This is a genomic window from Vibrio sp. 1F169, from assembly GCF_041439605.1.
Classification (GTDB): domain Bacteria; phylum Pseudomonadota; class Gammaproteobacteria; order Enterobacterales; family Vibrionaceae; genus Vibrio; species Vibrio tasmaniensis_A.
The window spans coordinates 14,255-27,427 of sequence record NZ_JBGOOI010000013.1 but is presented as its reverse complement, the minus strand read 5'-3'; the positions used below and the strand labels follow the sequence as shown (position 1 = coordinate 27,427).

At 44.1% G+C, this 13,173-nt stretch carries 10 protein-coding genes; 6 read left to right on the top strand and 4 right to left on the bottom strand.

Going from position 1 to position 13,173, the window contains the following annotated elements:
* Window positions 1-139 precede the first annotated feature (139 nt).
* Window positions 140-934, top strand: a complete 795-nt coding sequence (locus ACED53_RS07790; RefSeq protein ID WP_017098063.1) for a hypothetical protein — start codon at window positions 140-142, stop codon at window positions 932-934.
* A gap of 87 nt (window positions 935-1,021) precedes the next feature.
* Window positions 1,022-1,615, top strand: a complete 594-nt coding sequence (locus ACED53_RS07785) for a GPR1/FUN34/YaaH family transporter (protein WP_017099596.1) — start codon at window positions 1,022-1,024, stop codon at window positions 1,613-1,615.
* Window positions 1,616-1,791: 176 nt separating this feature from the next.
* On the opposite strand, the gene ACED53_RS07780 is transcribed toward ACED53_RS07785, so the two are convergent.
* From ACED53_RS07780 to ACED53_RS07765, 4 genes are all read right to left on the bottom strand, one after another.
* Window positions 1,792-3,339 (bottom strand): sodium:alanine symporter family protein, encoded by a 1,548-nt coding sequence (locus ACED53_RS07780; protein WP_009848307.1) that lies wholly within the window; start codon window positions 3,337-3,339, stop codon window positions 1,792-1,794.
* 471 nt (window positions 3,340-3,810) lie between these two features.
* Window positions 3,811-5,196, bottom strand: coding sequence for an MBL fold metallo-hydrolase (locus tag ACED53_RS07775; protein ID WP_017099597.1), 1,386 nt, complete (start codon window positions 5,194-5,196; stop codon window positions 3,811-3,813).
* 177 nt (window positions 5,197-5,373) lie between these two features.
* Window positions 5,374-6,141: a 1-acylglycerol-3-phosphate O-acyltransferase gene (locus ACED53_RS07770; RefSeq protein WP_017099598.1), complete on the bottom strand. Its 768-nt coding sequence runs from the start codon at window positions 6,139-6,141 to the stop codon at window positions 5,374-5,376.
* 197 nt (window positions 6,142-6,338) lie between these two features.
* Window positions 6,339-7,277, bottom strand: coding sequence for a hypothetical protein (locus ACED53_RS07765; RefSeq protein WP_017099599.1), 939 nt, complete (start codon window positions 7,275-7,277; stop codon window positions 6,339-6,341).
* Between the two features lie 270 nt (window positions 7,278-7,547).
* Between ACED53_RS07765 and ACED53_RS07760 the strand changes: the two genes are divergently transcribed.
* The 4 genes from ACED53_RS07760 (at window position 7,548) to ACED53_RS07745 (ending at window position 13,140) form a co-directional block, all read left to right on the top strand.
* On the top strand, window positions 7,548-9,260 hold the full coding sequence (locus tag ACED53_RS07760) for a bifunctional 2-polyprenyl-6-hydroxyphenol methylase/3-demethylubiquinol 3-O-methyltransferase UbiG (RefSeq protein ID WP_017099600.1): 1,713 nt from the start codon (window positions 7,548-7,550) through the stop codon (window positions 9,258-9,260).
* Window positions 9,261-9,317: 57 nt separating this feature from the next.
* Window positions 9,318-10,046, top strand: a complete 729-nt coding sequence (locus tag ACED53_RS07755) for a DUF429 domain-containing protein (protein ID WP_017099601.1) — start codon at window positions 9,318-9,320, stop codon at window positions 10,044-10,046.
* A 98-nt stretch (window positions 10,047-10,144) separates the two neighbouring features.
* On the top strand, window positions 10,145-10,954 hold the full coding sequence (locus ACED53_RS07750) for a M15 family metallopeptidase (RefSeq protein WP_017099602.1): 810 nt from the start codon (window positions 10,145-10,147) through the stop codon (window positions 10,952-10,954).
* 305 nt (window positions 10,955-11,259) lie between these two features.
* Complete coding sequence (locus tag ACED53_RS07745; RefSeq protein ID WP_017099603.1) at window positions 11,260-13,140, top strand: RimK/LysX family protein; 1,881 nt, start codon at window positions 11,260-11,262, stop codon at window positions 13,138-13,140.
* The last annotated feature ends 33 nt before the right edge of the window (window positions 13,141-13,173 follow it).

Genomic DNA, 13,173 nt, shown 5'->3' with positions numbered 1-13,173 from the left:
AACTAAGCAAGCCTCTGTTATAAGAGGCTTGCTTGTTCAGTGACAGTTATACGACACTTCCCTTACTTTCTATTACAGTAGTGCTTTCCATTTATCGATAAACTGTGTTCGTGAATAATTCGATTACAGGGCAATTAAAATGAAGTTAAAGCTATCTATTCTTGCGTTATTGGTAACTGGAGTTACTGGGTGTAACAGTACGCCGCAGTCAGGTCTCGAGCAAAGTTTGGGCTGGGGTAATTATGGCAGTTTGAGTTTTGAAACGAGCTCTGAAGGTATTGTTGCTCAGCGTTATCAAGTATTAAAAAGTCCTGTAGGCCAAATCACGTCTATAGAGGAACAAGGTAACCAAATTCATGTTATTCAAACACTTGAAGGCGCTTTAATTAAAGGTGTCGATAGTACAGGCATTATGAATTACGAAGGCTGTATGGAGTCTGTTGGGGAAGTTGATGCTGCTGTTAATGCATACCCGTCAATCGTTCAATTCTTATTAAAGCAAGCTGCGCCTCAAGGTCCTAATTCTGTATCAACATCATTACCTTTCACTGTCTCAGAGTCAGCCAATAACGCTCAAATTTACATTGGTGAAGCAACTTCTGTAGAAATTGAAGGTGAAAGCTATCCTATCGGTCCTATGATCGAACTTTCTGCGCCGTGGGGGGCATCTGGCCAAATCACATCTGTAGATGCGACAACCTTTGAATTTTCATATTTTACGACTAACGATGGCCACAAAGATACGGTTGATATCCGTGGTGCATGGAGCCAAAGTATGGGCCCGATGGATAAGTTTAACCAAGAACCTTCGGGAGAGTGGTTAGCGTGTGTAAAGCCCGAGGTTCAAGCGGTCTTGATGGAACAAAGCCCTAAACGAGTTGGCGAGATACTTGAAATCATCACGAAAGCCGAACTGGCGAACGATGCAATCTAAGATTGCGATTTAGCGATCTATCTTTTTATGCCGTTCGGATTAAAATTTGCGTACAAATTTTATTAACTTTTTTTAAAGGCGCGCAAAATGTCAACAAAACTGGCGAACCCGGCACCACTTGGCCTAATGGGTTTCGGTATGACTACTATACTTCTTAATATCCATAACGCAGGTTTCTTTCCAATCGATTCAATGATTCTTGCTATGGGTATTTTTTACGGTGGTCTAAGCCAAGTTATCGTGGGCACAATGTGTTTCAAACGTGGTGACACGTTCGGTACAACTGCGTTTACTTCTTACGGTCTATTCTGGTTATCTTTGGTTGGTTTAATCGTAATGCCATACATGGGCCTACCAGCAAGTCCAGCAGCGTTTATGGGTTGGTACCTACTACTATGGGGCATCTTCACTGGCTTCATGTTCATTGGTTCTCTATGCTACCCAGTAGCGAAACAAGTAGTATTCGGTTCACTTACTATTTTGTTCTTCCTACTTGCCGCTCGTGATTTCACTGGCAGCGAACTGATCGGTACTATCGCTGGTTTTGAAGGTATCTTCTGTGGTGCGTCAGCTATCTACTTTGCGATGGCACAAGTAATCAACAACGAATATGGCCGCACAGTACTGCCAATCGGTGAGAAAAAAGCGCCTCAAATGACGGCTCAAGAGATCGTTGCTTAACGCTCTAGCTTGGGAACAGTTAGTTTGTTATAAGCAGTCAGTTCGTTATAAGTAATGAGCTCGTTATAAACTACGATTTTTATGAACAAAACAAAAGGGGTTAGCCGAAATGGCTAACCCCTTTTTTATGCGTTATTAATAGCGCGAGTTAAAGCGATCTATTTGCTAAGTCAAGCTTAAGCTGAAGGTTGCTCTACAGGTTTACTGTCTGCAACTTCAGATTCAGGAGACTTGCCAGTTTTACGCTTGTATTTCTCTTCCCAGTAAGTAGCACCTTTAATGCCTAGTTTTACAGGGTTGAATGTGTACTCAGTCACACCTTGTTTCTGCTGTTCTTCGTAGTCTGCTAAAGCCTTAAGCGCAGGCTTAGACATGAAGAATATGATCAGAATACCAACGATGTTTAACCATGCCATCAAGCCAACACCCACATCACCCATTGCCCATGCAAGGTTTGCTGTTTTAACGGTGCCATAGAAAACGGCACTAATAAGAACAAGCTTAAGTACGAACATCATGCCAGGGATCTTGATGGTACGACGTAGGTAAGCAATATTCGTTTCTGCGATGTAGTAGTAAGCAAGAATCGTTGTAAATGCGAAGAAGAACAGAGCAAATGCGATGAACGGCTTACCAATGCCTGGCAGTGCACTTTCAATAGCAAGCTGTGTAAATACGGGACCATTCGCACCGATGTTTGCTGCTAGGTTCTGAACAAGGAAGACACCTTCAGCGCCGCCGTGAACGTTGTAAGCACCAGTGATGATGATCATGAACGCTGTAGCAGAACATACTAGAAGAGTATCAATGTAGATAGAGAACGCTTGAACCAAACCTTGCTGAGCTGGGTGATCAACACTTGCCGCAGCTGCCGCGTGAGGACCAGTACCTTGACCCGCTTCGTTTGAGTAAACACCACGTTTAACACCCCAACCGATTGCAGCACCAAAGCCTGCCATAGGAGTGAATGCATCACCCAGAATCATTCCGAAAACAACAGGAACTTGGCTGATGTTTAGTAGGATGATAACGAATGCGATGATGATGTAAGCCAACGCCATGAATGGAACGACAATTTGTGTGAAGTTCGCGATACGTTTAACACCACCAAAGATGATGAAAGCAAGGATGATAGCAACAACAGTACCAGTGAAAATTTTAGCGAAACTGAATGTACCGATAGCTGTTTCAATCATATCACCTGAGCCAAATGCAGCTTCTACAGCATTACCTATACTGTTTGACTGAACACCTGGAAGCAAAATGCCACATGCAAAAATAGTCGCGATAGCGAAGATCCATGCGTACCACTTCTGACCCATTGCTTTTTCAATGTAGTAAGCCGGACCACCACGGAACTGGCCTTCATCTTCTTCTTTATAGATTTGCGCCAGCGTAGATTCTGCGTAAGCAGTCGCCGCGCCAAAGAAAGCTACCACCCACATCCAGAATACTGCACCTGGGCCACCGAAACCGATAGCGGCAGCAACACCTGCAATGTTACCTGTACCTACACGGCCAGACAGCGAAACGGCAAGAGCTTGGAAAGACGAGATGCCTTTTGATGAGCTTTTACCCGAAAGTAGCAAGCGCCACATTTCAAAGAAGTGACGGATTTGAACAAATCGAGTCATGATGGAGTAGAACAAACCTGCACCTAAACATAGGTAGATAAGTACTGGGCTCCAGATTATTCCATTCAAAAAATCAACGAACGACTGCATGAGTATTTTCCCTGTTAGTTTTGCTTATGATTGTTTTTCGAACAACACAATACTTCACTTGTAACCCGAGTGTTAAATTATTTAACTGCGCATTGGGATTACTGTGACATAAAGCAAGTTATAGAGGGTGTTTGTTAATGCTTAGTGCTAATTCGATAATCGTTCCATTTAACTTGTTATGCAACAGATTGTTGCGGCTGGTGTTTTGCAAAGTGAATAAATAGTGATTAATACAAAAGGGTGGGGAGGTGCGCAGAAGAAGGGTAGGTGTGCACAATAGACGAAATTGCGTAAAACAGCGGTGAAAATTGCTTAGCATGAACGGCTGATATAGGAGTGGTGAGATGGATTTGATTGGAATATATCACCTGCATCGAGTGATCTCGCAGGCCTAAGAAACTGTGCCTTTGAAGGCTCGATAATTCTGACCTTCATGTTTACTGAGTGAGAGTAGCTAGTTTGATGCCTGTTTCAAACAACCACAAACCCTCGCGCCTGTAATTCTTTAGCGAACTCAGACTGAGTATTTGGCTCACCGTGAATCAAATGCACCTCTTTTGGTGGAGTCGCGATGCCCTCTATAAATCGATTGAGATCCTCTTTATCGGCATGAGCAGAATAGCCAGACATGCCATGAATTTGAGCATTAACCTCAACGTCTTTGTTATCAATAGAAACTTGCATTTCGCCTTGTTGCAGCTCTCGTCCGAGCGTTCCGTGTGCTTGATAGCCCGCTAAAATCACATCCGTCCGTTGATCGGGAAGCAAAGCGGATAAGTAGTTCATTATCCTGCCGCCCTGACACATTCCAGAAGCTGCGACCACAATCGCGGGTTCACCTGTCGACTTAAGGCGATTAACGATTTTCTTGTGCATTCTATGTCCATCAACCGTAATGCACTGCTCAAAAGCGAGTGGGTGACGTTTCAGTTCAAGACGTTGCTTTGCTTCTTGCCCCCATAACTCTTTAAAGCGTCGGTATGAACGCGTCACCTTTTCTGCCATAGGCGAATCGAGGATGATAGGAATATCGCTGCTGAGTTGATGCTCAAAGATCAGCTGTTCGATATCAAATAGCAGTTCCTGTGTTCGACCGATGCTAAAAGCCGGAATTAGAATAACGCCGCCATCAAGTAACGAACGATCAATGATTGCTTTGAGGCGTTCAGAGCGTGAAGCAATATCGTCGTGCGTGCTAGTGCCGTAAGTCGACTCAATAAACAGATAGTCGGCTTGTTGTGGTGGTTTAGGATCCGGCAGCAGTGGCGTGTTACTAGGGCCCAAGTCGCCTGAAAAGACCACTACTTCTTGGTTGGGTAACTTAATCTCTATATAGGCCGAACCTAAGATATGCCCTGCAGGTTGAAAACGAGCATGCAGAGTATTTGGCCTATGGTGATCCTTTCCGTCGTTTTGCTGTTTAGAGACAATTGGAAACCATTCCCCATAAGGCTTAGGAGCAATCAACGAATGAATTTTTTTAAGGATGAGTTTGGATTGTTTATGACTGAGCCCTTGCAGTTTTAGGCCGTCTTCAATCATTAAAGGGGCGAGTTCAGCTGTCGCCTGAGTACAATAAATTGGTTGGTTAAAGCTACTGGCGAGTAACCAAGGTAATCGACCAATATGATCAATGTGAGTGTGGGTCAGCAGAAGAGCATTGAGGTGGGAAGTTTCAAACTCAATATCGAGAGGGCGAGCATCCGAACCTTGAATCTTTTTGCCTTGAAGATCTGAACCTTGGGACTCTTTACCTTGAAAAAGGCCACAATCGATGAGCACCGCTTGGCCTGAATCTCTTAGCTCGTGACAAGATCCAGTGACAGTATGTTTTCCTCCATGGTGAATCACTTCCATCGTTTACTCCCATTGCTCTTTAAAGCCATTAACGCCTGTTTTTATTTTGCGGATAAGCGCCGGCATGTAAAACAAGAACAATGAGAGTTGCGATCGTTGAGTGTCTTTTAAAGTAATTGAGCGATGACTCAGTGTATTCGTTGCGAGTTAGCTCTTGTTCCTTCTGTGACTACCTTGTTAGCGCGTAGAAGAACGGTCTGAATCCAGCTCTGGATTTTGTTGAGCCTCTATACGAGCCACTTCGGCATCAAGCTCTGCTATTTTTTCAGCCATAATTGCGTGACAGCTATTGGCTAATTCTCTAGCGTCGCTGATCTTGTATCCAGACACATCGATAGGTTTGAGCATCTCGGTGATCACAATGCCATTATTAACTCGGTTGAGGTCAATCTTATTGTGTGTGGTGCTGGTACACATCGGGGTGATAGGTACGCCAGCTTCAATCGCCATTCGAAAAGCGCCCGTTTTGAATGGCAGTAATCCACGCCCTTTACTGCGCGTTCCTTCAGGGTAAACCCAAACAGACAGATCTCGCTGGTGAATCGCTTCCGCCACTTGCTTGATGGTATCGCGTGCTTTGGACTTGTCTTCGCGGTTAATTAAAATATTACCGGTGATCCAATACAGCAGACCAAAGAAGGGCACGTACAACAAATCGCGTTTGCCTAAAGAAACCGTGCGAGGCCTTAACATTCCTGGGGCGGTCACAAAATCCAACACGCTTTGGTGGTTAGATATGTAGACACTCTTTTCTTGTGTCGGCGCATTATCTAGGCCTCTCTGTAGGATCTTTACCCCAACGAGTTTTTGTAATTGGTTGAACCAACGGCAAAAAACGTACACATGCTTTGGGTTTTTGGGGCTAAACAAGCAGTAACCAAAAGCACATAGAGTGGTGAAAATAATAAACACCGTCGCCAAAATAATACGAAGAACAGCAAGCACAATTCACTCCTTACTCACGACAAGATTGCAGTGATTAAATAGTTTTAGATGCTTGAAGTTTTCACTCTATTTAACCGAATTGCAACAATTAACTGCTATAGAGGGCTGTTTTTAGATCTTTATATAAAACAAGGACTAACAATGGGTGTTTGACACGTTCATCGAGCTTACACGTGTTCACCAGTAATGGCTTATGATCACCAATACTGTTTATTTGGATCCGATTTTTCTACCCATTCCGGATCTTGACGAGATTCTAAGTAGAGTTGTAGGCCGTTATAAGACATGAAAGCTGCAGGGCCCCCGAGGTGCTCGAAATAGTCAAAATAATCATCCTCGAGTGCGCAAAGGTGAGCTAAATCTATAACGTTATTCATCATTGCCCATTGAATAGCGAAAACCGGAGCCGTCGAACCTGAAATGCTGACCTCTTCGACATTTGGGTTGAACAGTGAATTGGCTTGCTCAAGCTCTATCTCTTCTTGTTCGGACTCCTGCTGTAACACCTCTTCGATGATCTCTGAGCGTTTGGTATTAGAGACATTCTTGTTTAGCTTGGCGATTCGTAGTGCGTAGCTAAAACGGTCTGTTGAAACGATGTCGACAAGTTGCGATAGCAGCTCTTTGTCTACGCCCGCAGCCTTAGTGAAATAATCGATACACGAATTGATTGATGCGTAACGAGTACCGTCAAACTCAAAGCCACTGGTTTCGTCGTATACCTCAAGTGGGATGTCATCAACCGACAAAGGCCAGCCTCTATAATCGACTCGTTGTTTGGCTATTTGATACATTTTCCAAGCACTACGGCCAAACCCGCCAAGCGTCGAGCCTGAAAAATCAGAATCAATAAGCTCTTGTTCCGTCCAGTTTTCACCGATGCCTAGGTGCTTTGCGTACTTATCGATGAGTGCGTGTTTTATCTGATCGCGCACCGCCCAAATTGAAGTCAGACTCTTGGAATAGTTAATTCTCGCACACTCCTTGCAAGCCGGCAGTGCTATCGGTGAATAGTCTATCTTGGCAATAGCTTGTGCAGTCTTAGGGAATTCAACAACATCATTGGAAGGTTCACCACAAAACCAACAGGTGTGGCGCAGGTTGAATGGGATGTCTATGTACGAGTATGTGGTCATTAGTCTTTATCAGCTAGGTACTTGAGGCGAGTTAATCATCTTCAAACAATTATCTCTGTTCGCACGTCAGCTTGCACCTTGTTTGTTTTTGTTTTGCTGACGAAACTGATTCGTGATGTGACTCGCCTGACGATCTCATTAGGTGGATATTGATATAAAACAGTCACTAACGATAAATATTGATTGGTGTGGCTGAACTTACATGACTTGCTAGCAATCGCCTAAGCTCCCCATTACTATTGAGATAGACTCCTAACCCCAATAGCGCATATGTCCTCATCGATTCCTTTTTACGATAAAAATGCTCACACACTTTGTGAACAGTACAACTCAGTGACGTTCGAGACGGTACATAAAAGCTGGCAAGCTTATTGGCCTTTAGAGGGCGATAAAGTACTAGATGTTGGTGCAGGAAGTGGTCGTGATGCGCTATGGATGCACAAAGCCGGAGCTGATGTTATTGCGATAGAACCAAGTGCTTCATTACGCGAACAAGGCTCGAAATATACAAGCCCAAGTGTTACCTGGGTTGATGATTCACTTCCCTCGCTTAGCCGCACTGAAAACCTCGGAATGCGTTTTGACTTGATATTGGTGAGCGCAGTATGGATGCATTTAGCCTCGTCTCATCGAGAGCGTGCATTTAGAAAGTTGTCTAACTTGCTGGCTCCAAATGGCAAGTTGGTGATAACTCTACGTCATGGGGAGTTTCAAGATAGTCGACAAGGCTATGAAGTCTCGGTTGAAGAGCTCGAGCGTTTATCAAAAAATAGCGCCTTGTTGGTTCGTCATGTTGATGATAGCCAAGATACATTGAACCGCAGTGAAGTGTGGTGGCAAACCGTGGTGATGACACTGCCAGACGATGGCTCCAGTGACTTGAACAAGGTGCGCCACATTATTGTGAATGACAATAAGTCGGCCACATACAAGTTGGCTTTGTTGAGAACATTACTGCGAATTGCGGATGCGCATTCAGGCGCCGTGATTGATCGAACGGATGGGAAAATTTCTCTACCAGTGGGCTTAGTTGCTCTGTATTGGGTAAGGCAGTTTAAGCGTTTGATTGATATCGATATAGAAGGCGCTGGAATTCAGCAAAATAGCAACACGAGTAAAGGCCTCGGATTTGTAAAAGAGGATGGTTGGAATAAACTCAAACATCTCAGTGCTGATGATCTAGCGATAGGCTCTATGTTTCTCGGCGATGAAGCCAAGGCACTACAGAAGCTGTTTTCACAAACGATCAGCACCATTAAATCAGGGCCTGTGACTTTTATTTATCAAGGCTCGAAAGACAACCGACTATTCGATATATACCCACCTCAGAAACGACGGAAGAGCCGAGAATCACTGGTCATTGATAGTGAGTTCTTAGAAAGCTTTGGCTATTTCACTCTCGATGAAAGCCTGTGGGAGTGCTTTAGAATCTACCACTCTTGGATTGAACCGCTGGTGGTGAATCAATGGGTCATGGAGATGCAGCGTTTCGAGTTGAACCGACAGCGAAGTATCTCACTACAGACGTATCACGACTGCTTGGTATGGATCGATCAAAACCACGATACTCGCGATGTGCGTAAACGTGTCGAACAACTTAGATCTGAACGTGCCGATATTGTCAGTGTCTGGAGTGGAAAATCATTAAAAAATGAGTATCACGTTGATCACTGCTTGCCTTTTGCTTATTGGCCGAATAACGACAAGTGGAACCTCTTTCCGACCACAAGCAAAGAGAACCTAAGCAAAAGTGACAAAGTTCCTACGGCTGAAAAACTTCGAGCGTCTAAGTTTCGTATTCTCGAATGGTGGCAATTGGCGTGGAGCGATTCGGCTCATTTTGAACAACAATTCTTCTCAGAAGCCGCTCTTTCGTTACCTAACATCCCTGCGAAGTGTCGAGACTTTGAAGAGGTGTTCGATGCAATGGGTTTACAGGTACGTGGCGTGAAAAGCCGACTGTTAATTAATGAGTGGCACTGATCATTAAGTGGCTAGTTATCCCAAATAACCCTCAACAAACTAATCATCGAGAACACAATGAAATACATCGGAATTGATGGCTGCAAGGCGGGTTGGATTGCTTGGATTGTCTCAGACAATGAGGTACCTGCGTTTAAAGTGGTAAACACCCTCGATGAGTTGGTTGATGAATTTGCAGGTTCGATGACGTTAATCGACATGCCAATTGGCTTTAGCGATTCACTGACTCCAGATAGATTATGCGATAAAGCGGCAAGGCGTTTTCTCACCAGTAAGCGTGGCTCTTCCGTTTTTCCTGTTCCGTGTCGTGAGGCGGTTTACCAAACCGATTACATTGCGGCGTGTAGTGCCAATGTGGAGCAGCTCGATAAGAAGTTTTCTAAACAGACTTGGGGAATTGTGCCCAAGATCCGCGAGCTTGATGAGCTCATTGAAACTCATCCCAATCTTTCTATCAGGGAATCACATCCTGAAGTTGTGTTTGCAGCATTGAAAGGTGAACCGCTGACGTTTTCAAAACGAACACAAGAAGGCAAAGAGGAAAGGCTTTCTATTATTCAGCAACTTGCCCCTCAGTGGTGTGACTGCTTGTCGTTGTCCATTTCAAATACCAAGCGTAAAGACGTCGCGATAGATGATATTTACGATGCTTTTGTACTGATGTTGATTGCCTATTACGCTCCGCAATTATCGACCTTACCTGAACTTTCTGATGTTGGTGGAGAAGCTGACAAGGATCAGAACGGACGAGTTAGAGAGATTGTCTATTGGAATAAAGCGCGCTAACAAATCGTGCGCTCAACTTGGCTTAATATGCTATTTTCCAACTTATGTTACTTTCCAACTTCTGCTACTTTTCACTCTTATTATTTTGAGTCTTTGATATGAAACGTTTTATTGTCGGCTGTCTGGCCACTGTGCTCAGTGCTGCGAGTTATGCTCAAGTTGCGCCTATATCTCAATGGCAATGCGATATGATGAAAAAGAACAATGTATTGAGCAGCGGTGCGCCTGTTGGTTGTGAGCGGTTATCTAAAGTGGATTTCGATTTCATTAATTTCAAAGGGGAGACGCAACAGGGCAATATGATCGTGCTTGATGTTATTGCGCCAGCTGTTGAACAAATCTTTTCAGAGCTTAAACAGCGCAATTTTCCTCTTCATTCCGCTCGCCTAATGCGTGAATTCAGAGGTGATGATAGCGCCTCAATGGACGCGAACAACAGCAGCGCCTTTAACGCTCGTCCTATTACAGGCGGAGGAGGTTGGTCGAAACATGCCTATGGTGTGGCAATGGACATCAACCCAGTTCAAAACCCTTTCTTAGAGTTTGATAGCAACGGAAGAATCACGGTAAAGCCTTCACAATCTGCGACTCGCTATGTGAACCGTACTCGTTTTCGGGCGCGTGAGGAAATAGAACGCCGAGGCATGGCAGAAGATGTGGTTGAGCTGTTTGCTCATCACGGATTTATGATCTGGGGAGGGGATTGGAATAGCCCAATCGATACTCAGCATTTTGAGGTCGGCTCAAGAAAATTCGTTAACCAACTGCTCTCTAAACCACAACTTGAAGCCAAAGTGTTATTTGAGCGCTACGTCGAATCTTATCGACAGTGCTATCTCAAAAATAAAGGTGAGAACGCAGAAAAAGCTCGGGCTATCTGTGCAAAGAAAACAGTCGGCACTTTTTAGTGCTATGTTTATCTAGAATCGTTTGTGTTTTAGCAAGTTAAACTCGCTTCAGGTGTGTTTTGAATCGCTAAGGTCAGCGCTTGTCGTTGGCCTTTTTGGTATTTATTTTTTCAATAGAACACCACATATTGAAAAGGTTATCGGGTATCCAATGGTCAATAATCGATAAGCGAATGCTGCGCTAAGTCATCGGTTTGTCATCGAAAAACTCATAGCGTTAACGTTATGTGAGAACCATTGCTGGTGGGGGAACTATTTTCCGAATCGCCAGTATTATTAGTGAACTGATCACAACGGACCAACTAATGAAAAAGATACCTTTGGCTCTAACTCTTTTAAGCACTCTACTTTTTTCACAGTATTCTTTGGCTACAGACACTTCACACACCACTCAAAATCCGACCTACGAACTCGATGGTAAGGCGGTATTAGGGCGTACAGAGAATGTATACCTATCTAGCGTTCAAGGGCTAAAAGACGTTCCTTTCATTGGTAAAATCGATACCGGTGCAGAAACCACTTCTATGCATGCGGAAGACATTCATGTGAAGAGCTCTAATGCCGACTACAAAAACCTCAAAGACAAAGAGTTGATGGCGGCGTTAACCGAAGACCTGTTGAACAATTCCGATGTTGATTACGATGATTGGGATGGCAGCACCTTTGCGAAATATGAAGCTGTGGTCTCTTTCAAGGTTCAAAACCCACGTACGGGTGACATGGTATTAATCGAAGCGCCTTTAGAGCGTGTCAGCATAATACGCAGCCGCACCAGCAGCACGCCTTTGCTTCGCCCTACTGTCAAAATGTCGCTGACCATTGCGGATCAAGAGTTAAAAACAGACGTTAACCTGACCGACAGAAGCCACTTCTCTGCGCCAGTATTGATCGGCAAAACCTTCCTTGCGGATAACGCACTGGTGTTTGCTGGTTACGACTATTTGCAGGAGCAGGAAAACGCGACGGTTGTTGGCCGAAAAGAGGTGATGTCTATCTCGGGAATGGCGATGAACGCGACCTTCTCATTAAAAAATCGCTACAGCATTCTTCATGCGAAAGAGATCGATGTAGATAAGAAGAACAGTGAAGTGACGTTTGATATGTTCGACAACGATGGTAAGCAGAAAGAGATGACACTGCCATTAGTTCGTATGTTAAGTGTAGGTGGTAAAAAAAGACCTTTGGTGTATGTGCCGGTTCAACTCGATGAAAACACAACTAAAGACGTTCTGGTGTACCTACGTGACCGTTCGAATAGCAGCTCACAGCTCAGATTGGGCACTGATACAGCAAGTGAGCTTTTTATGATTGACACCAGTGCTGAGAATATTCTTTCAGAAGGATCTGAGAATTTCAGAGATGTCACGAAAAAGACTGAGCCACTGATTATCTCACCGGAAGAAGATATCACATTAGATGGTTTCCCTATGAAGGCTGTTGCTTCATTTACTGTCAACACGCCTTTGTTGAAGGTCGACAGTTTTGAAATGACAGGTAAAGGCAAAGAGGCTTCTGTTGAATTTTATCTTACAGATGTAAATGGTGAGAAGCAGAAGATAACAAAGCCAATTATTAAGAAGCTTAAGGTCGGTGATGATACTCGCCCGGTTGTAAGTGGTGAGTTTTTGGGAGCTGGTAAAGTTCGCCAACAAGAGTTTGCTATCGATGTGCTTAACAGCAATGAAAAAGAAGCGTACTTCATTCTAGGTAAGAAGATGGCGAAAGATGGGGTATATGTGAATACTCGATCTGATTATCTTTTGAAATCGGAGCCTTTATTTAAAGTAGGGCACATCGAGGTTGTTGAAGTCAACGGCATGAAGTTCCCGGCCAAGTTGGATACTGGCGCAGATGTCAGCTCAATGAACGCAGTCAACATCAAACGATTTAAGAAAGACGGCCAAGACATGGTGAGCTTTACCTATCAAAACAACCAAGGCGATAAGCAAGATTTCACCAAGCCAGTGATTGATGTAATGCGCATCAAAGCCAAGAAAGGCGAGAAGGTAAACATTCGCCCTGTGGTCGAAATGAAGGTGAAGTTAGGTGGCTTAGAGAAAGAGGTGAGGGTAAACCTTCAAGATCGCTCTCGCTTTGAATACAGCATGATCCTAGGTAAGAACTTCTTGAAGCACGGCGCAGTAGTCAGTAGCGATGAAGATTATGTGCTAGGTGATATGGAGTAACACCTAAACTTATCTAATTTCTATCGGTTCAAC